We start from the raw sequence: 20,382 nt of genomic DNA on the forward strand, positions 1-20,382 counted from the left end.
CGAAGATTGCAGTACGAGTATCCTGATGGGACTTGATAAGTTTGTCTATACCTTTGGCCGTTATTGCCAACAACAATTTGGTCAGCGAGTGCAGAAACTCACATTAGATGCCAAATTTACCTGCCCCAATCGTGATGGCACTTTAGGCGTTGGTGGATGTACCTTTTGTAATGTGGCCTCATTTAGTTATGCAGCGAATACCGATGCCTCGTTAACCATTGCCGAGCAATTGCACGGTGGTAAGCAGCGTTTACGCGAGAAAGCTGAGAAATTTCTGGCTTACTTTCAGGCGTATACCAGCACCTATGAAGAATACTCATTACTGAAGCGTCGTTATGATGAAGCCCTGAAAAGTGCTGACTTGGTGGGGTTGTGTGTCGGCACTCGCCCTGATTGTGTGCCGGATTCGGTGCTGCAACTGCTGGCGCAATATCAACAACAAGGCTTTGAAGTTTGGTTGGAGCTGGGGTTGCAGTCAGCCCACGACCAAACACTGCGACGCATTAATCGTGGTCACGATTTTGCCGCTTATCAAGATGCCGTGACTCGAGCACGTAACCTTGGGTTAAAAGTATGTACTCACCTGATCTTAGGCTTGCCGAGTGAAACTGCGTTAGCGCATCAGCAGACGTTGGAGCGAGTGCTGGACGTTGGCGTTGATGGTTTGAAGTTACACCCGCTGCATATTGTTGAAGGCAGCGTGATGGCTAAAGCATGGCGCGCTGGGCGATTACAACCATTGACCATAGAGGAATATGCCGCCACGGCGACGAATCTAATCCGTCGCACGCCCACATCTGTGGTGTATCATCGGGTGACGGCTTATGCCAAACCGCCGATTTTGCTCGCACCGCAGTGGTGTTGTGGCCGCTGGACCGGCCTAACAGCCGTGGTCGATAACTTAGCGCGCTTAGGTGGACAGGGGTCACTGATCAGGTAACGGTTAAGCATTTATCGGTTCAGCCGATAAGATGTTAACGTTCGAGTTGCGCCTGTGTTCGAAGCAGGTATTATGTTCATAATTTTGATGTTGCAAGGAGTGCCTTAATGGCGAATGGCGAATTGGATTCAGTACTCGATCTTAATACTCTGGAACAATACTGTAGTGCAATTGGTGCGGGCACCCTGTTGCGTAGTGTAGTGTTATTTGAGCAACTGTTACCTGAATACTTGGCAAATTTGAAAAATGCCTATCAGCAAGGTAATAAAGATGTGCTTTGTTCTGAGGCGCATAAATTTAAAGGGGCTGCTGGCTCTGTCGGCTTAAAACGAGTGCATTTATTGGCGCAATCACTGCAACACGGTGAAGACCCGCAGTGGCCAGCGCATCACGCACAATGGCTTAATGATATTCTGAGCCTAGTTGAAGGCGATCTGGCGCAGTTAAAAGCATTTCTCGAAGCCAAAGCGTAATCCTCTCTTTAGCGAGTGGCGCAGCTTGCGCCCTCGTCAATTTTCGTTGCCACCCTCATATTTTGTTGTCTCTGCATGACTCTGTTATCGTTGTGCTCGTTTAGCTATGACATTTTGACAGATATTTTTGATAATGCCTCTAGCGTTCTCAGCGCGATTTTTGTATTGTGGTATTGTATGACAAATTGAGGTAGACAATTGGTGTCTAGAACCATGAAACATTTGCCCAGCCTAAAAAATCTGTATTACCTGGTGAATTTACATCAGGAACAAAACTTTAATCGCGCCGCTAAGCTGTGTCATGTCAGCCAATCAACGCTTTCAAGTGGTATTCAAAACTTGGAAGAGCAGCTTGGTTATCAATTGATAGAACGCGATCACAAATCGTTTATGTTTACCGCCACTGGTGAAGAAGTAGTACAACGTGCGTTGAAAATATTGACCGACGTTGACGATCTGGTGGAATTGGTGAAAAACCAAGGTGAGCCGATGACCGGAGAAATCCGTCTGGGGTGCATCCCAACCATCGCGCCATTCTTATTAAGCCGCGTAGTACGCCAGTGCCAAAAAAGCTATCCAACGCTGAGTCTGCTACTGAAAGAAGATACTACTGATCGTTTGTTGGCATCGTTAGGAAAGGGTGAACTTGATCTGCTGCTGTTAGCCTTGCCCGCTGATGTGTCGGGTTTTCATAGTATGAAAGTCGGTGTTGATCCGTTCAAGATGGTGATCCATAAGGATTTAGCCGTAGATATTCATCAACCGATAGACTATCAAACCTTGCCTGATGAAAGTATCTTTTTGCTACAATCTGAGCACTGTATTACTGGGCACGCTATCAGTGCTTGCCAGTTGGGAGACAGCGCTAAGGTTAATCCGTTCGCGGCGACCAGCTTGCACACCTTAGTGCAGATGGTAAATAGCAAACTCGGTACCACCTTTTTGCCGCAAATGGCGATTGATGCCGGTATTTTGAAAGACACCGATTTAACGGTAATGACCCCGCCAGGCGATGCACCTTACCGAGAAATCGGTATTGTTTGGCGTCAAACTACCAGCCGTATCATGACCTTTAGAACACTTGGCCTTGAGATCCAAAAGTTACTGCAACAGCCGCTTGAGTAACATGAGCTACCATGAGCAAAGCCGCCAAAAATGGCGGCTTTGCTTTTACCAACCTTTCAGTGGTGATGGTTAGGCGTCAGTCAATTCCAGCGCTAGTCCACCTAATGCTTTATATGTATCGTGACGGTTGGGCTATAGTGAACGCGGTATTACAGCGGCTAAAGGGAGAGTTTAACTCTTGCTAAACGCTGTATCTTGCTGAATTGAATAAACCGTATTTACTTGAACAATAACGGCTAACAGCCCAAGCATATCTACTTAGGTTTGACGCCATACACTGCAATTGAGTGTTGTTTACCTTTGAGTTTCACCGGGCCGAGGTTTAACAATTGGTATTCGCTATCACTGTTATCTAATCGCGACACTAGCGCGCCAGATAACAGCATGCGTTGTCCGAGTGGATTACATTGATCTTGCAGGCGGGCGAGGGTGTTAATAACATCACTGAAAAAGCTGATTTCTTGTTTTTGCACGCCAACTACTGCAGCAACGACCTGACCACAGTGTGCCGCCGCTTTAAACTTGGGCACAAAACCGTAGTGCTCTTCAAAATAACGACGTTGCCAATTGAGTTGCTGGCTGAATTCAAAATAGATATTCATGCAGCGGTCATTCTTAACGCCTTTATCCAACGGCCAATGGATCAGCACCGCATCGCCCATATAGCGATAGATTTCCGCCTCATTATTATTCACTGTTTCGGTGAGTAGACTAAAACAGTCTTGAATCAAACGGCTAAAACGATAGTCGCCTAATGATTCTGCATGAGTGGTTGATGCCACCATATCTAGATAGAGAAACAGTCGCTGTTCATAACGCGGCTTGTGGTATTTGCCCATGCCGATATTTAACAGAATGCGTGGGCCAACTAATAGCGCCATCTGTTCAATGAAGGCCAAACCAACGCGGACAACAACCAAGTAAACGATTAGCGCTTGAAATGAGGGGCTATACAGGATGTGTACTGTTAGCATCTGCCGTAAGGTGGCTAGGTGGTTTTCTAGCGCCCACATATTGAGATATTGGGTCATGTAGGCGAGGGTAGTGGCGCCTAATAATAGGAACAAGCCTTTAAATACTACTGAGAAAATATAAGGCAGGCGGTTGATGGCGCTGAAGTCGGCAATTAAGTTCGACATCCAATGCAAGCTGCCGAAAATCACCCCTAGATAGATGGCGAGAGTCGCAAAATCACCGGAACTTACCGCCCATTGGGGAACTTCTAGCGTTTGGGAGTACCTAAAAAACACAAATGCAGACATTGCTCCGGTCCAAGCCAGAATAGCAAACAGTAACTTTTTAGTCTGTACTTGAGCTCTCACGAAAAATACTTGCCTGTAACGAAATAACACCCAACTCCCAAGACGCGCTAGTCTATAGATATACCCCTATTCTTTCCAGTGATATATGTGATCTGCATCAAGTCAAAGTCAATTGTTAAGAGGGTTATCCAAAATATTGACGCAAAATCTCTGCGGTAAATTGGGTCTTTAAATAGAAGCCGCGTGGATTAGTCAACTGCACATTGCCGTCCTCGGCAATGCTCTCGGTAAGCACTTTGCTGTTGGCCGCCTTGGGGCGCAGTTGCAGCACTTCGCCATGGCGAGCGCTGATCTGGCTAACCTTTCCAAGACTGATTAGCTCCATTATCTCTTCCCAGTCCTGTTGCAGTTGCCGTTGTTGCTCTGCATTCGGCTGCCACAAAATTGGCATGCCGATGTGGCGTTCGCCAATGGGAATGCTGCGCTCACCTTCGACGGGGATCCACAGCACGCGTTGCAGCTTGTGATATACCAAACTTTGCTGCCAACTTAATCCGGTCACATTATTTAGCGGAGCGACACACACATAAGTGGTCTCTAGCGGCAGGCCGTTGGCGTTTAGCGGAATACTTTTTAGCTCAACGCCCAAATGCAAAAAATCTTGCTCTGGTTTTGAACCCGCCTCGGCACCGAGAGCAGTTTCCAGTAACTGACCAATCCAGCCTTTATCACGGTTGAGGTTTGCTGGTACGGCGATGCTCAATGCTTGTGCTACATCTGCGAGCGTTAATCCTGCTAACGCTTCAGCTCGCTGCATCAGTTCATCGATAGTTACTGGTGGTGTAGTGATGATCATTTTAAATGGCTATTTACTGGCAAAATGTGGATATAAAAGGTGGTGAACAAATAATGACCTATGATGTTCGGTAATTAAAGTACCTTGTTATCTACAGTGTACTTCTATGAATTTTAAAGAAAAATAGTCTTGCTGTATATCGTCATAAATATTTTTACCTTTTTACTCTCCGGATTCCCCCTCTTTGCCAACAAAGTTATCAACAGATTTTTGGGATAACCCACAGTCTGTGCAATTGTCGCAGTGGACTGTGATTAACTGGCACGAATGTAATCAAAATGTCTCATAGTTATAGTTAAAATCGATCCTTATTGCTGCGTCTGGCGATGATGACTAACGCATCGGTGCTATTTTGTTTTTGCTGGTCATTTTGTGTGCAGACGTTGTTCTGTTTTCAGTGTTTATGAATGACTGCTGTATAAAAGTCTTATTTTTCATTTGATTAGGTTTCTTTATTTGCAGGTGTGCCACGGAGTGTTTCACAGTTTTCAGCACTTTTTCCTCGCTGTTCGCCAGTTGCGAACATAGATATCCACAGTTTTTGTGGATAGATGCGCAAAACTCGGGGCTAAAAGTGAATAACTTTTGTGTTTTACAAAAATTATTCAACGTTTTTGTTGGTGTTTGCGATGTAGATGGTAATTGCTGCAACGCCAGCTTTGTGAAACAATCAAGCTATTAATCTTGCTCGTTTTTTGGAGTCCATGTGATTGATAGCGATGGTTTTCGCGCTAATGTGGGCATTATTATCTGTAATAAGATCGGTCAGGTCATGTGGGCGCGCCGTTATGGTCAGCACTCATGGCAATTTCCCCAAGGGGGCGTTGACGAAGGCGAAACCGCAGAACAAGCCATGTACCGTGAGTTGTTCGAAGAGGTGGGCTTGTTACCTGAACATGTACAGATCCTAACGTCAACACGATCTTGGCTACGTTATAAGTTGCCAAAGCGCCTTGTTAGACAAGACAGTAAACCGGTTTGTATCGGTCAGAAACAAAAATGGTTTTTACTGCAACTCAAGTCAAACGATAATGCGGTAAATCTCAGTGCATGTGGTCATCCTGAATTTGATGATTGGCGCTGGGTCAGTTATTGGTACCCTGTTCGGCAAGTCGTGTCTTTCAAACGAGATGTGTACCGTAAGGTCATGAAGGAATTTGCTGTAACAGCGTTAGCTATGCAGCAACGCGAGCCGAGAAGACGCAGCCGTAGTCGTCAATCTCGATAAGCGAGAGAGGATTTCAGGGGGAACCGTTGTTAAATTTACTCAGGGATATCACCCAAGCGGTTGCTGGTGCCAAAGATTTGGATGCCGCACTGGAGTTGCTCGTTGGTCAAATTAAGCTAGCGATGCAGACTGAGTGCTGCTCTATCTACATCCTTGATGAACATGAATTGGTATTGTCGGCGACTGATGGTTTAAAGCCAGAGTCTGTCGGTCATGTCAGAATGCCGTTGTCTGAGGGGCTGGTGGGTTTAGTTGCTGAACGTGAAGAGGCAATTAACTTAGCTGATGCCCGTCAGCATGCGCGTTTCAAGCTATTTCCTGAAGCTGCCGAAGAGGAATATCGCGCCTTTTTGGCCGTGCCTATCATTTATCAAAAGCAACTGCTCGGCGTTATTGTGGTGCAGCAAGCCAGTGCTCGCCAATTCAGTGAAGGTGAAGAAGCCTTTTTGATGACACTAGCGGCGCAACTAGCCATGGCGGTACGCGGTCTCAAGCAAAAGGCGGTAGTGCAGCATCGACGTCAACAGGTGTTGTTTAGCGGTACACCAGCGTCAAATGGTATTGCGATTGCTAATGCGTTAGTGCTGGGTGGTGATATTTCGCTGGAGCAGCCCGACATTCTTTGCCGTGATGTTAAAGCGGAAACGGAGCGCCTGACCCAAGCTATTGAGCGTTGTCGAAATAATCTTGCCAACTTAGCGCAGCGATTTGATCGAGAACAAGATCAAGAAGTTGTTGGGATTTTTGCTGCATTGCAATCCCTGCTGGAAGATGAAAGCCTTGGTGGTGAGTATCTGCGTGAGGTTGCCGCTGGTTGGGTGGCTGAAGCCGCAGTGAGTCGCGTATCTAAGCGCTATATTGAGCAGTTTCAGTCGATGCAAGATGCTTATATTAAGCAGCGTGCTAGCGACATTCGTGAGTTGGGCACCAAGGTGTTGCGGCAGTTAGTTGAGCCTGAGCGCCTTGAACTGGACTCCGAACGGCCAGTGATTTTGGTGGCGAAAGAGGCTGATACTACCCTGCTAGCTGAGTTCCCACGTGGCAAGCTGGTGGGCATAGTGACGGAATTGGGTGGGGTAAACTCCCACGCTGCCATTTTAGCGCGCGCCATGGGCATCCCTGCGCTGACAGGGGTGCAACAGGTACTGGCTGCCAATCTAAATCGTAAGTTGCTGGTGCTTAACGCGACTCGCGGCAGTTTAATGGTGTCACCATCGCCGTCAGTGATCAGCGAATTCCGTTTATTGATGAACGCAGAAAAAGCGCTGCAACGTCAATATGTGCAAGAACTACATCTGCCGGCAGAAACGCTGGATGGTCAACGCATCAAGCTGTATCTCAATGCGGGTTTGCTTAGCGGTCTTGAGTCTGAAATTGCAGAAGGCTCGGATGGCATTGGTCTATACCGCACTGAAATTCCGTTTATGTTACAACAACGTTTTCCGAGTGAATCGGAGCAGATTGCGGTATACAAACAAGTGTTTAATGCGGCCAATGGCAGACCAGTCACCATGCGTTCGCTTGATGTCGGTGGTGATAAGCCGTTGCCTTATTTCCCGATTAAAGAAGAAAATCCATTTTTAGGCTGGCGCGGTATTCGTTTGTCGCTTGACCATCCAGAGCTATTTCTAGTGCAGATCCGCGCCATGTTGCAGGCTAACGGTGACGGTGAACAGCTCAGCGTGCTGTTGCCTATGGTGAGTAACCTCGAAGAGATAGATCATGCGTTGGAATATTTTGAGCAGGCCTATCAAGAGTTGAAAGCTGATGTGAATCCTAATCTCAGTCGTCCAAGAGTTGGCATTATGTTGGAAGTGCCAGCCATTCTGTTCCAACTGGAAGAAGTCGCCAAGCGCGTCGATTTCATTTCTGTTGGGAGCAACGACTTAACCCAATATCTGCTAGCGGTGGATCGCAATAATCCGCGGGTGACTTCGTTATTTGATAGTTATCATCCAGGGGTGCTGCGGTCGCTCAAGACCGCACACGAGCAGTGTGTGACTTATGGATTAGCGACTAGCGTCTGTGGCGAAATGGCGGGTGAACCTGCTGGCGCGTTATTACTCGCGGCAATGGGATACCGCCATTTAAGTATGAACCAAGGCAGTTTGGCGCGTATCAATTATCTGCTAAGACGTGTTAGTTTAACGGAACTTAAAGCCCTGCTGGACGTTGCTTTAACCAAGCGCAGTGGACAAGATGTGAGAGATCTTTTGCGTGAGTATCTGGCTCGGAAAGATCTTGCCGCAGTATTGAATTAACCTTACCCCTTGAGAGGATGCCCGCAATAAGGGCCCGCTACCCATGGAATTATTATCGTTATTTGTTGTGTGCGCCGTTTTAGGTGCCGTTGTTGGTTTTTCTGCTGGATTGTTGGGCATCGGCGGCGGGTTAATTGCAGTACCTGCGTTACTTTATATCCTTCCTTGGGCTGGCGTGCCGCCACAAAGCATCCCGCATGTGGCAATTGCTACCTCGTTAGCGGCGATTATTTTGACCTCTTTTGCGTCTGCTAGAGCACATCATCAGCGCGGTAATATCGATTGGGGCTTGTTCTTGCCCATGTTGCCCGGAACCGTTGTCGGCGCATTGTGCTCAGGCTTTATCGCGGAACTTATTGCTGGTGAAGACCTCAAAAAAGGGTTCGCGGTGTTTGTGATCCTTATGTCAATCAACATGGCGTATCCGTATAAACCATCAGCTAAGCAGCGCTCGTTACCTCCTTTCCCGGTGCTTTTTGTGGCATCAGCGGTGATTGCTGTGTTATCAGCGCTCATGGGGATCGGTGGTGGCACCTTGATGGTGCCGTTTCTTTGTCTGTGTGGCTTAGAGATGAAAAAGGCGGTGGGATTTTCATCAGCCAATGGCGTGTTGATCGCGCTATGGGGCAGTTTAGGGTATGTTATTGCCGGCTGGAATGTGCAAGGGATGCCGACAGGCTCATTCGGTTACATCTATCTACCAGCCCTTGCTGGCATTATTGCCACATCAATGTTGGTCGCTCCGTTGGGGGCTAAAGCTGCCAGCACTTGGCCAACCGCAGTGTTAAAGAAAATCTTTGCTGCACTGTTATTAGTGGTTGGCCTAAAACTCATCATAGGCTAACAAATTAGTTACTTTATTCTCGGAATATCAATAAATTATGGCATTGCAGTTTCCTAATTTTGACCCAATCATGGTGTCATTCGGTCCATTTGAGATCTTTGGACACTCCTTTGAGCCAGCGCTGCGATGGTACGGTTTTATGTACCTTATCGGCTTTGTCGCTGCGATGGTGTTGCTCAACCGTAAAGCTGACCGCAGTAATGGGGTGTGGTCGCGAGAGCAGGTCTCTGATTTACTGTTTTACAGTTTTTTAGGGGTCATCGTTGGTGGCCGCATTGGCTATGTGCTGGTGTATCACTTCGATTATTTTCTGGCAGATCCGCTGTACCTATTCAAAATCACCGAAGGCGGCATGTCGTTCCATGGCGGGCTAGTGGGCGTTATTTTGGCAATGTTATTTATTGCTGTTAAACAGAAACGCAGCTTTTGGGCGGTGTCCGATATTGTAGCCCCAGTGGTACCCATTGGTTTAGGTGCAGGGCGTATCGGTAACTTCATTAACGGTGAACTGTGGGGCCGCGTCACTGATGTGCCTTGGGGCATGGTGTTCCCTAGTGGCGGCCCGCTGCCACGTCATCCGTCGCAGTTATATCAATTTGCTTTGGAAGGGGTTGCACTCTTCCTGCTGTTATATTGGTTTAGTAAACGCACGCAAAAGCCCGGAGCCGTATCCGGCATGTTCCTCCTCGGCTACGGTCTTTTCCGCTGTGTGGCCGAAGCGGTGCGTCAACCTGATGCGCAGATGGGCTTCTATTGGGGCGGTTTAACCATGGGGCAGTTGTTGTCGATTCCTATGGTATTATTCGGCCTTTATTTAATTTTTAGACATAGTAAACAAGTTGCCGCGACTTCGTCGGTAAAAGGAAAGCAATAAATGCGACAGTATCTTGATTTAATGCAGCACGTACTCGATAACGGCACGGAGAAGACCGACCGTACCGGTACGGGCACTCGCTCAGTTTTTGGTTATCAAATGCGTTTTGATTTGAGCCAAGGCTTTCCTCTGGTAACCACTAAGAAATGTCATCTGCGTTCCATTATTCATGAACTGCTGTGGTTTCTGCAGGGCGATACCAACATCGCGTATCTTAAAGAAAATAATGTGTCTATTTGGGATGAGTGGGCTGATGATAACGGCGATTTAGGCCCAGTCTACGGTGCGCAGTGGCGTAGTTGGCCAACGCCCGATGGTCAGCACATTGATCAGATTTCACAAGTAATTGAGCAGATCAAACAACAACCGGATTCGCGTCGATTGATTGTTTCTGCGTGGAATGTTGCTGAGCTGAACAACATGGCGTTGGCACCTTGCCATGCGTTTTTCCAGTTCTATGTTGCCGATGGCAAACTATCATGTCAGTTGTATCAACGTAGCTGTGATATTTTCCTCGGCCTGCCTTTTAATATCGCTAGTTATGCCTTGTTGACTATGATGGTGGCGCAGCAATGTGACTTGGAACTCGGTGAATTTGTATGGACAGGGGGCGATACCCACCTTTACTCAAATCATCTAGAACAAACCGCACTGCAGTTGACTCGTGAACCTCGCGCCTTGCCAACGATGACGATTCTACGCAAACCTGAATCGATTTTTGATTATCGTTTCGAGGATTTTGAACTCTCCGGTTATGATCCTCATCCACATATTAAAGCCCCAGTGGCTATCTAAATTTCCGCGCTTTTATACAGGTTGATTCGGAAATTCCGAGTTAACCTGCAAATTCTTTCGATTTTTACTGTTTCTGTTTCGCGACTATACTTACCTGATAAGTAGTTTTTGGAGCGAAATAAGAATGGAAAAAGTGATTCGCAATTTTCTCAGCCAAGAGTCGGCTGGGGGCATTTTACTGTTAGTAGCCGTGTTCTTGGCTATGGTTTTTGCCAATACCCCGTTATTTGGCCTTTATCAGGGCTTTCTTGATACCCCATTACAAATCAGAATCGGTGCATTAAATATCGATAAACCACTGTTGTTGTGGATCAACGATGGATTGATGGCGCTGTTTTTTCTGCTGATCGGTTTAGAAGTTAAGCGTGAGTTATTAGAAGGCGCGCTATCAAGCGTGTCTAAAGCCTCATTGCCCACCTTTGCGGCGTTAGGCGGCATGTTAGTGCCAGCGCTGATCTACGTTGCTTTCAACTATAACGACGATGTGACCATTGGCGGTTGGGCCATCCCAGCTGCGACTGACATCGCTTTTGCGCTGGGTATCATGGCCCTGTTGGGTAGCCGGGTACCGGTAGCGTTGAAAGTGTTTTTGTTAGCGTTAGCCATCATTGATGACTTAGGCGTTATCGTAATCATCGCGTTGTTCTACAGCTCAGATCTGTCGCTGACGAGTTTAGTTGTAGCTGCGCTAGCTGTTGTGGCGTTGGTTGCCTTAAATCGTAAAGGGGTGACCTCGTTAGGTGCGTACGGTTTTGTTGGCCTGATTTTGTGGGTCGCTGTATTGAAATCTGGTGTCCACGCAACCTTGGCGGGGGTGATTATCGCCTTTGCGATTCCGTTGCGAGGTAAGAATGGTGACTCACCATCAGAGCACTTGGAACACAGCTTACATCCATGGAGTAACTTCCTCATCTTACCTATCTTTGCCTTTGCCAATGCGGGGGTATCGCTCGTTGGCGTATCAGCGGAAAGCATCCTGTCGCCAGTGCCTCTAGGCATTGCATTAGGTTTGTTACTAGGTAAACCGCTGGGCGTGATGATTTTCAGTTTTATTGCCGTGAAGTTGCGTTTAGCTGAGCTGCCAGAAGGTATTGGTTGGCGCCATATCGCCCCTGTGGCGGTAATGTGTGGTATCGGTTTTACCATGTCGATGTTTATCGCCTCATTAGCGTTTGAACATGGTGGCGTGATTTATGGCGACCTAGCGCGTTTAGGTATTTTGATGGGGTCATTGGTTGCCGCAGTTGTGGGTTATTTATGGTTATCTAAATCCTTACCAGCAGCAGGAGAGCGAGTATGAAACGATGGTTGATAGGCATGTCACTGGTAGTCGCGATGGTCCCCGTCGCGCAGGCTTCACAAGTCGAACTATGTAAAGCGGATCACCAAGCTCCAGCTTGTACGGCGTACCTTGAAGGTATTGTTGACGGCGCTTTGATGTACAAACCACAAGCCGTTGGCGCGCGGTTGGAAAGTGATGACTACAGCTCGAGAGCATTGAAATTTCGCGGTGGTAAACGTTATCAAGAAGCTAACCGTCAGTATTGTCTCGATCGTTTGCCTGATCGCGATAATTTAGTGCTGGCGCTTGTCGAAGGTTTTGAATCGGGTAATATCGGCAACGCTGATGAGTTGCAGGAAGGCGTATTTGCCTTGCTGAACTGCCAACGTATGAACTAATAGAGGAGGCGGCATGTCGCACTTGAATTATAACCATCTTTATTATTTTTGGATGGTGAATAAGAAAGGTTCCGTGACCAAAGCCGCCGAAACTCTGTGCCTGACACCACAAACCATTACAGGGCAGATCCGCGCTTTTGAAGATCGTCTCAACGGCGCGGTATTCAAACGTAATGGCCGTAAACTCGAGCCCACCGAATTAGGCGAACTGATTTTTCGCTATGCCGATAAGATGTTTGCTTTGTCCTACGAGATGCTTGATGTGCTCAATTATCGCAAAGATGATCGCGTATTATTTGAGGTGGGAGTGGCGGATGCGTTGTCGAAAGCGTTGGCTGGCAAAGTGTTGATGTCGGTGATGGCGCCAGATAGCAATATGCACATTGCCTGTTATGAAGCGACCCATGAAGATCTGATGGCACGCTTACGTGAGCATAAACTCGATGTTATTTTATCTGATTGTGCGGGTGACTCGTTAAAGTACACCGAAATTCTCTCCAAAAAGCTGGGCGAAAGTGAAGTCGCCTTCTTTCATTTAGGGCCGTTGCAACAGCCATTTCCCGCGTGTTTGAGTGAGGCACCGTTACTCATTCCAAGTAAAAAATCTTCCTTAGGACAGCAGCTCTATCGTTGGTTTGCCGAGTTAGATCTTACCGTATCCATTGCCGGTGAATTTGATGATGCGGCGATGATGCGCGAGTTCGGATTTGCTGGGCGCGGCATTATCGTTGCTCCTGCGGTATATGCTGACGGCATTTTGGGCCGAGGCATGACTTTGCTTGGCACCACTGCCGATGTGTTAGAGGAATATCACCTGATTTTTGCTGAACGCATGATCCAACATCCTGCGGTCAAAATGCTGTTGAGCAGTGATTTTGAATCATTGTTCCTCGGTCACGATTCTGCCGCTTGAGCCATTAGGCGAATCGACACTGCCTGTCTCAGCGAGTAAACTTGAGCCAGCATTTATAAATGGAGTGGCTAAATGACCGAACCGATGAACTTTGCTCGTGTGAGATGGGCTTGCCGTCGCGGTATGTTAGAGCTGGATGTCCTATTTCAGCCGTTTGTTGAAAACCAATACCAATCGCTCTCTAACGAAGATAAAGCGACCTTTGTGCGTCTGTTAGAATGTGAAGATCCTGAATTATTTGCGTGGTTTATGGGGCATAAACAGTGTGCCGATGCTGAACTAGCCGCGATGGTGACGCGGGTTCGTGGACGTGCAGCACCATAGTTTCTATCTCAAAAGCTCGGTCAGCCAGCGCTTAAGTTTCTTGACGCTGGCTGTTGTCATATTAGCGACATTTGCGCTGTGGCCTGATGTCGATCTACGGTTTTATCCCGCCGTGAAATATTTCTTGCTGACCGTTAGCGCACTCGCGTTGGTGCGCCAGTATTTGCACGTACATCGTTGGCAGTTCAGCTTCACACTTGATGAGTACGGCCGTGTTTTGGCCGGTGATGAACAGGTGTGGCAACTCGGAGAACGCAGTTGGATATCGCCTTGGCTGATTGTGTGCTTTTTAGAGCGCAACGGCCGTGACACTCCGCTATTTTGCTTTGCGGATATGTTGGCCGACGATGATTACCGCAGCTTGTGCCGCTTGATTATCAATCAGCGCTCATTGCCTCAATCAGGTTGAAGTATGGATGGCTTAGGATGTGCGAGTTGCTGTGGATAGTCGATGTTGTAATGCAACCCGCGGCTTTCGTGGCGCGACATGGCGCAGCGAATAATCAATTCGGCCACCTGCACCAAATTACGCAACTCAAGTAAGTTGTTACTTACGCGGAAGTTACTGTAATACTCATCAATTTCTTGCTGTAACATGGTCACACGCCGTAGCGCTCGCTCTAGTCGTTTATTGGATCGCACGATACCGACATAGTCCCACATAAATAGTCTAAGTTCATGCCAGTTGTGGGCAATCACCACTTCTTCATCTGAGTTAGTCACTTGGCTTTCATCCCAAGCCGGGATGGCTACCCATGGCAACTTTTTGCTTAGTTGAGATTCAATATCTTCCGCCGCCGCTCTGGCGAAGACTAAACATTCCAGTAACGAATTACTTGCTAAACGATTGGCGCCGTGCAAACCGGTGTAAGCCACTTCACCTATCGCGTACAGCCCATTGAGATCGGTCTGACCGTGTAAATCGGTCATCACTCCGCCACAGGTATAGTGTGCCGCTGGTACTACGGGAATCGGCTGTTGGGTAATGTCGATGCCCAAGGTTAAACAACGTTGATAGATCGTTGGAAAATGCTTCTTAATGAAATCACTATCTTTGTGGGAGATATCTAGATAGACACAGTCTGCCCCGAGTTTTTTCATCTGATGATCTATAGCGCGTGCAACGATATCGCGTGGTGCCAATTCCGCGCGTTCGTCATACTCTGGCATAAAGCGGCTGCCGTCAGGGCGCAGTAGGTAAGCTCCTTCACCTCTCAATGCTTCAGTCAGTAGAAAGTTACGCGCCTCAGCATGATATAAACAGGTAGGGTGGAACTGGTTAAACTCCATATTGGCGACACGGCAGCCCGCGCGCCAAGCCATGGCAATGCCATCGCCCGATGATACATCTGGATTTGAGGTATATTGATAAACTTTAGATGAACCGCCGGTGGATAAAGCCACGAAGCGTGCTTGAATCGTTTCGACGCGCTCTTGGGCACGATTCCATACATAAGCGCCGAGCACGCGATTGCCAGAATGGCCTAGCTTGCGCGTGGTAATCAAATCTACCGCGTTATAGCGCTCCAGCACATTAATATTGGGATGCTGCTTGGCCAGTTGCTGTAGTGTGGTTTGTACTTCTTTACCCGTGGCATCCGCAGCATGAAGAATACGGCGGTGACTGTGGCCGCCCTCACGAGTCAGATGATAGTGCGCCTCATCGACACTGCCATCGGGTAATTCATCTTTATCGAACGCAACGCCACATTCAATCAGCCACTGCATGGCCGCTTTGGCATTTTCGGCGGTGAAGGTCACCGCCGTTTCATCGCATAAGCCGGCGCCAGCAACCAAAGTGTCGGCCACATGGGATTCTATGGTATCCTCAGCGTCGAAAACGGAGGCGATGCCTCCTTGCGCATAATAAGTGGAACCTTCATTAAGTGGTCCCTTAGACAATACAGTGACTTTACAACGAGTTGCCAGATGTAGCGCTAGGGTTAAGCCTGCGGCACCACTACCAATAATTAACACGTCAGTGGAGTGTTCAACTGCTTGTTTCATGGGGTATTATGCACAAATAAGATGGTTGGATAATCCTATACCAACTCATGCTTGTTAGGTAATACTTTTGTCTTTGAAAACAGATTTCAAAAAATTAAAAGATCATTAAGAACTTTTTAGAAAGGCGCCGGTCTACATATGTGAATGTGATTCGAGCGACTGAGAAATCAGCATTTTAGATTTGGGAGAAGTCGGCTCGAATGAGTGGACAGATAAGTGATCAACAACTGGTTGAACGAGTTCAACGAGGTGATAAAAACGCATTTAACCTGTTGGTACAAAAGTACCAAAGTAAGGTAATTAACTTAATATCGCGTTACGTACGCAACCAAGCCGACGTGGCAGATGTCGCTCAAGAAGCCTTCATCAAAGCCTACCGCGCGTTGCCTAATTTTCGTGGTGATAGTGCTTTTTATACTTGGTTGTACCGCATTGCCGTAAACACAGCGAAAAACCATCTTGTATCGCAGGGGCGCAGAGCCCCAAGTAATGATGTTGATGCAGAGGAAGCTGAGTTTTATGAAGGCAGTGATGCGTTGAAAGAGTTTGCTTCGCCCGAACGTTTAATGCTTTCTGACGAAATCAAACAAGTGATTTTCGACACTTTAGAATCATTGCCAGAAGAATTGAAAATGGCGATTTCGCTTCGAGAACTTGATGGTATGAGTTACGAAGAGATTGCCAATGTGATGGAGTGCCCCGTCGGAACCGTGAGGTCTCGTATTTTTAGGGCGCGTGAAGCCATCGACAAAAAGCTCCAGCCTTTGCTTGAGCGATAATCATCAATCTAACAGGTGAGTTAAGTAATGGAAAAATTTGGTCAAGAGTGGGTCTCTGCAGCAGTGGATGGTGAAACCGATTCACAAGCAATTGCTGAGCTTGCTAGCGACAAAGCTTCTCATGAAAAGTGGCGCAACTATCATATGATTGGTGATGCGATGAGAGGGGAGCTGCCTCAGACCCTGAATTTGGACCTCTCAGCCCGCATTGCTGATGCGATTGAGCAGGAGCCAACTATCATGGAACCAACGCCATCTCGCGAAGAAGCTACTGAGCAACAGATCGCGGCGAAAGTGTCAGGTGATTCAGTCAAAGTGGTACCGTTTTACAAGCAGTTTGGTCAATATGCGATTGCCGCAACGGTCGCTGTGATGGCGATTGTGGGTGTGCAAAATATGAACCAGACAGCAGGTGATACCGATATTACCTCTCCGGCATTGGTGACTCGACCATTAATCGGTAGTGCTTCACCGGTGAGCTATCAAGGCCCCGGTGTCCAGCAAGGGTACACCAACGAGCAACTGCGTGAGCAGCAACAACGTGTTAATAGTTATCTGCAAGACCATTTGCTGCAACAAAGATTGAATGCAGGTGCTGTTGTGGATAACAATATGAAGGAAACCCCAGCTCCGGCAAATCAGTAAGGAATTCTTTTTGCGTGCTGTAATCCTGTCCTTTATCTTTTTAGTTGTTCCTGCATTTGCGCAGGAGCAACTGACCGCGAAAGCCTGGCTCGAGAATATGAGTCAGGCTTTACATCAAAAGCAGTTCAAACTTTCAGTTATTCAACTACAAGCCGATGAGATTCGGCCGATTATCTACATGCATGGTGTTGTTGATAATACGGAAGTTGCCTTTCTTGAGCACCTAAACGGCCCTAAAAAGAATGCGATCCGCGTGGGTAACACGGTGACCTATTTAGAGCATGAACAACAAGCGTACAGTATCAGAGCTAATCGTATCCCCGGTGTGTTACCTGAAGCACTCGCTGGCGACATTAACGAGCTTGAGGCTGGATACCAGTTTGTTGTCGGTGGACGTACTCGACTTGCTGGACGCGTAGGGCAGATGATTCGTTTCATGCCGCGCGATGATTATCGTTATCAGGCGGCAGTATGGATCGATATGGAAACTTATCTGCCGCTGCGTTATGACGTAATTACTCAAGACAACAAGCTGCTTGAGCAAGTGTTGGCTATCGAGTTATTTGATTTTGATGAACCACCATCATTGATTAAAGAAGCATATAAACAGCCTTGGCCAGAGGCGATGAGCCCGTCGGAACGCCAAGATGGTCAAAATTGGCAATTTGACTGGCTGCCTGCTGGTTTTAAAGTGATCGTGCGTGACTATCATCGGTTGTTTAATAGCAGCCAAGCGGTGGAATATGTTGCCCTAACCGATGGTTTGAGCAATATTTCGGTATATATTGCTCGCAAAGGTGATACCTCATTGCCGGACGAGTTGATCACTCGCAATGGCATTGCCATGGTGACGCGTGATGCTGGGAAGCAGGTCGAAGTGGTTGCGATTGGTAAAGTCCCCAAATCTGCGTTAGAACGTATCGCCGAGAGCATTAAGTTAAAGTGAGGGCTTGGGTATGATGGAGCAGGTCGGAAGAGTCATTAAGGCGGATACCGACGGTTGGGTAACCGTTGAAGTTGAGATGAAAAGCGCATGTAGCCATTGCTCACAGAGCGAATCATGTGGCACGTCGGCGATCTCTAAAGCGTTTAGTGCGCGTGTCCAGCAGTTTTCTTTGCCTGCTTCGCAAACCTATGCCCCTGGAACCTTGTTAAAGCTTGGTCTACCTGAAAGTGTGGTATTAAAAGCCGCAGCGCTAGTCTACCTGTTGCCGCTGTTGGGGTTATTCCTAGGCGGTATTGTGGGGGGCATGTTGGCGACTGCGTTGGATATTAATACCGATGCCAGCAGCGCCATGTTTGCCGTCGCTGCCGCTCTGGCCGCTTGGCGGTTAGGTAAAGCGCGCGCCGTTACCATGGAACGTGATGCGCAACCGGTCATTTTAGCCAACCTTGGCACCGCCATGGAGAGTGAGTCTTCTCATTGCCAGTGCTAAGTCTGTTCACTTTTTTCTCATCGACTAATCTAATTGGTAAAAGTGCGGCAATCAGGTACAATTCCGCACTTTTAGAACCCCTGTCTCAGTAGAGTTTTCCCAGCAGCATAATGAAAAATATTCGAAACTTCTCAATTATTGCGCACATTGACCACGGTAAATCTACCCTGTCAGATCGACTGATCCAAGTTTGCGGTGGTTTAACCGACCGCGAAATGGCGGCTCAAGTGCTTGACTCTATGGACCTTGAGCGCGAGCGTGGTATTACCATCAAAGCGCAAAGTGTGACTTTGGATTACAAAGCCAAAAACGGTGAAATCTATCAGTTGAACTTTATTGATACTCCCGGCCACGTCGACTTTTCTTATGAAGTGTCACGTTCATTGGCCGCTTGTGAAGGTGCTCTGCTGGTTGTAGACGCTGGACAAGGGGTAGAAGCGCAAACGCTAGCCAACTGTTACACCGCTTTGGATATGAACATGGACGTCGTGCCTGTTCTAAACAAAATCGATTTGCCACAGGCTGAGCCTGAACGTGTGATCGAAGAAATCGAAGACATCGTTGGTATTGAAGCGAAGAACGCCGTGCGTTGTTCTGCTAAAACAGGTTTAGGTGTCGATGAGGTGCTGGAAACTATCGTGGCGCAGATCCCGCCACCAGAAGGTAATCCAGATGCTCCATTGCAGGCCTTGATCATTGACTCGTGGTTTGACTCATATCTTGGTGTGGTGTCATTAGTACGTATCAAGCATGGTATTTTGCGCAAAGGCGACAAGTTTAAAGTGATGTCGACTGGCCAAACTCATACCGCTGACCGCGTTGGTATCTTCACGCCAAAGCAAACCGATAAAACTGAACTGAAAACTGGTGAAGTGGGGTTTGTGGTTGCCGGGATTAAAGAGATCCACGGCGCACCTGTGGGCGATACCTTAACGCTTGCGAAAAACGGCGCTGAAAAACCATTGCCGGGTTTTAAAAAGGTAAAACCACAGGTTTACGCCGGTGTGTTTACCATCAGTACCGACGACTATGAAAGCTTCCGCGACGCACTGAATAAACTGAGCCTTAACGACGCTTCATTGCAGTTTGAGCCAGAAACCTCTTCCGCATTGGGCTTTGGCTTCCGTATCGGTTACCTCGGCTTACTGCACATGGAGATTATTCAAGAGCGCCTAGAGCGCGAATATAATCTCGACCTGATCACTACTGCTCCTACAGTAGAGTACGAAGTGGAACTCACCAACGGTGAAGTGGTCTACGTGGATAACCCTTCTGAGTTGCCACCATTGAGCAATATTGAAGAGATCCGCGAGCCGATTGTTGAAGCCAACATTCTGGTGCCGAAAGATTACCTTGGTAACGTGATCACGCTGTGCGTTGAAAAACGTGGTGTGCAGAAAAACATGGTGTACCACGGTAACCAAGTGGCATTGACTTACCATCTGCCTGCGGCAGAAGTGGTAATGGACTTCTTCGACCGCTTGAAATCAACCAGCCGTGGTTATGCATCGTTGGAATATAACTTTGTTTACTTCCAAACCGCCGACATGGTGCGTCTCGATGTCTTGATTAACGGTGATCGTGTTGATGCATTGGCGATGATTCTGCACCGCGAAAACGTGCGCTACCGTGGTTTAGCTTTGGTCGATAAGATGAAAGAGCTGATCCCACGGCAGATGTTTGATATCGCAATTCAGGCCGCCATTGGTAGCCAAGTGGTTGCGCGCTCAACCGTGAAAGCATTGCGTAAAGACGTAACCGCTAAATGTTATGGCGGTGACGTATCGCGTAAGAAGAAACTGCTACAGAAGCAGAAAGAAGGTAAAAAACGCATGAAGCAACTCGGCAACGTTGAAGTACCGCAGGAAGCCTTCCTCGCCGTACTAAAACTGAACGAGTAATGGATTCGTTGTAATAACTCACTTCTTTTCATTGCGCCG

At 47.6% G+C, this 20,382-nt stretch carries 21 protein-coding genes; 18 read left to right on the forward strand and 3 right to left on the reverse strand.

The features are described 5' to 3' along the window. Positions 1–25 precede the first annotated feature (25 nt). The 3 genes from mnmL (at position 26) to oxyR (ending at position 2,538) form a co-directional block, all read left to right on the forward strand. Positions 26–940, forward strand: coding sequence for a tRNA modification radical SAM protein MnmL/YtqA (mnmL, locus tag L9G74_RS02095; RefSeq protein WP_238894619.1), 915 nt, complete (start codon positions 26–28; stop codon positions 938–940). Between the two features lie 107 nt (positions 941–1,047). Beyond that, on the forward strand, positions 1,048–1,413 hold the full coding sequence (locus tag L9G74_RS02100) for an Hpt domain-containing protein (RefSeq protein WP_238894620.1): 366 nt from the start codon (positions 1,048–1,050) through the stop codon (positions 1,411–1,413). 213 nt (positions 1,414–1,626) lie between these two features. Beyond that, positions 1,627–2,538, forward strand: a complete 912-nt coding sequence (gene oxyR, locus L9G74_RS02105; RefSeq protein ID WP_238894621.1) for a hydrogen peroxide-inducible genes transcriptional activator OxyR — start codon at positions 1,627–1,629, stop codon at positions 2,536–2,538. A 254-nt stretch (positions 2,539–2,792) separates the two neighbouring features. On the opposite strand, the gene L9G74_RS02110 is transcribed toward oxyR, so the two are convergent. Together L9G74_RS02110 and mutH are read right to left on the reverse strand one after the other, a co-directional pair. Beyond that, positions 2,793–3,800 (reverse strand): adenylate/guanylate cyclase domain-containing protein, encoded by a 1,008-nt coding sequence (locus tag L9G74_RS02110; protein ID WP_275297203.1) that lies wholly within the window; start codon positions 3,798–3,800, stop codon positions 2,793–2,795. A gap of 184 nt (positions 3,801–3,984) precedes the next feature. Further along, positions 3,985–4,656, reverse strand: coding sequence for a DNA mismatch repair endonuclease MutH (mutH, locus tag L9G74_RS02115; protein ID WP_238894623.1), 672 nt, complete (start codon positions 4,654–4,656; stop codon positions 3,985–3,987). A gap of 706 nt (positions 4,657–5,362) precedes the next feature. Here mutH and rppH point away from each other — a divergent pair. The 10 genes from rppH to L9G74_RS02165 all read left to right on the forward strand — a co-directional run bounded on the left by rppH (position 5,363) and on the right by L9G74_RS02165 (position 13,984). Beyond that, positions 5,363–5,884 carry an RNA pyrophosphohydrolase gene (gene rppH / locus L9G74_RS02120; protein WP_238894624.1) on the forward strand — a complete coding sequence of 174 codons (522 nt, stop codon included), beginning with the start codon at positions 5,363–5,365 and terminating at the stop codon, positions 5,882–5,884. A 26-nt stretch (positions 5,885–5,910) separates the two neighbouring features. After that, positions 5,911–8,145, forward strand: coding sequence for a phosphoenolpyruvate--protein phosphotransferase (gene ptsP / locus L9G74_RS02125; RefSeq protein ID WP_238894625.1), 2,235 nt, complete (start codon positions 5,911–5,913; stop codon positions 8,143–8,145). Positions 8,146–8,188: 43 nt separating this feature from the next. Then, on the forward strand, positions 8,189–8,989 hold the full coding sequence (locus L9G74_RS02130) for a sulfite exporter TauE/SafE family protein (RefSeq protein ID WP_238894626.1): 801 nt from the start codon (positions 8,189–8,191) through the stop codon (positions 8,987–8,989). 37 nt (positions 8,990–9,026) lie between these two features. Further along, on the forward strand, positions 9,027–9,863 hold the full coding sequence (gene lgt / locus L9G74_RS02135; RefSeq protein ID WP_238894627.1) for a prolipoprotein diacylglyceryl transferase: 837 nt from the start codon (positions 9,027–9,029) through the stop codon (positions 9,861–9,863). Further along, entirely contained in the window at positions 9,864–10,658 is a 795-nt protein-coding gene (gene thyA / locus L9G74_RS02140) for a thymidylate synthase (RefSeq protein ID WP_238894628.1), read from the forward strand. Between the two features lie 124 nt (positions 10,659–10,782). Next, entirely contained in the window at positions 10,783–11,958 is a 1,176-nt protein-coding gene (nhaA, locus tag L9G74_RS02145) for a Na+/H+ antiporter NhaA (RefSeq protein ID WP_238894629.1), read from the forward strand. Next, the gene (locus L9G74_RS02150) at positions 11,955–12,338 is read left to right on the forward strand and encodes a hypothetical protein (protein ID WP_238894630.1); all 384 of its coding nucleotides are present in this window, start codon (positions 11,955–11,957) and stop codon (positions 12,336–12,338) included. The genes nhaA and L9G74_RS02150 overlap by 4 nt, the downstream gene beginning before the upstream one ends. Positions 12,339–12,351: 13 nt before the next feature. Next, on the forward strand, positions 12,352–13,251 hold the full coding sequence (nhaR, locus tag L9G74_RS02155) for a transcriptional activator NhaR (protein ID WP_238894631.1): 900 nt from the start codon (positions 12,352–12,354) through the stop codon (positions 13,249–13,251). 72 nt (positions 13,252–13,323) lie between these two features. Then, positions 13,324–13,575: an FAD assembly factor SdhE gene (locus L9G74_RS02160; RefSeq protein ID WP_438944530.1), complete on the forward strand. Its 252-nt coding sequence runs from the start codon at positions 13,324–13,326 to the stop codon at positions 13,573–13,575. Further along, positions 13,562–13,984 (forward strand): protein YgfX, encoded by a 423-nt coding sequence (locus L9G74_RS02165; protein WP_238894632.1) that lies wholly within the window; start codon positions 13,562–13,564, stop codon positions 13,982–13,984. The genes L9G74_RS02160 and L9G74_RS02165 overlap by 14 nt, the downstream gene beginning before the upstream one ends. Here the strand turns inward: L9G74_RS02165 and nadB are convergent. Further along, positions 13,972–15,582 (reverse strand): L-aspartate oxidase, encoded by a 1,611-nt coding sequence (gene nadB, locus L9G74_RS02170; RefSeq protein WP_238894633.1) that lies wholly within the window; start codon positions 15,580–15,582, stop codon positions 13,972–13,974. The genes L9G74_RS02165 and nadB overlap by 13 nt on opposite strands. A gap of 200 nt (positions 15,583–15,782) precedes the next feature. On the opposite strand from nadB, the gene rpoE reads away from it, so the two are divergent. The 5 genes from rpoE (at position 15,783) to lepA (ending at position 20,343) form a co-directional block, all read left to right on the forward strand. Further along, complete coding sequence (gene rpoE, locus L9G74_RS02175; RefSeq protein ID WP_238894634.1) at positions 15,783–16,361, forward strand: RNA polymerase sigma factor RpoE; 579 nt, start codon at positions 15,783–15,785, stop codon at positions 16,359–16,361. Positions 16,362–16,388: 27 nt separating this feature from the next. Further along, positions 16,389–17,006, forward strand: a complete 618-nt coding sequence (locus tag L9G74_RS02180; RefSeq protein ID WP_238894635.1) for a sigma-E factor negative regulatory protein — start codon at positions 16,389–16,391, stop codon at positions 17,004–17,006. Positions 17,007–17,016: 10 nt separating this feature from the next. After that, positions 17,017–17,952, forward strand: coding sequence for a MucB/RseB C-terminal domain-containing protein (locus tag L9G74_RS02185; RefSeq protein WP_238894636.1), 936 nt, complete (start codon positions 17,017–17,019; stop codon positions 17,950–17,952). Between the two features lie 10 nt (positions 17,953–17,962). Continuing rightward, on the forward strand, positions 17,963–18,442 hold the full coding sequence (locus tag L9G74_RS02190; RefSeq protein ID WP_238894637.1) for a SoxR reducing system RseC family protein: 480 nt from the start codon (positions 17,963–17,965) through the stop codon (positions 18,440–18,442). 110 nt (positions 18,443–18,552) lie between these two features. Then, complete coding sequence (gene lepA, locus L9G74_RS02195; RefSeq protein ID WP_238894638.1) at positions 18,553–20,343, forward strand: translation elongation factor 4; 1,791 nt, start codon at positions 18,553–18,555, stop codon at positions 20,341–20,343. Positions 20,344–20,382: the final 39 nt, after the last annotated feature.

Source organism: Shewanella electrica (assembly GCF_022321485.1).
GTDB classification, from domain to species: domain Bacteria; phylum Pseudomonadota; class Gammaproteobacteria; order Enterobacterales; family Shewanellaceae; genus Shewanella; species Shewanella electrica.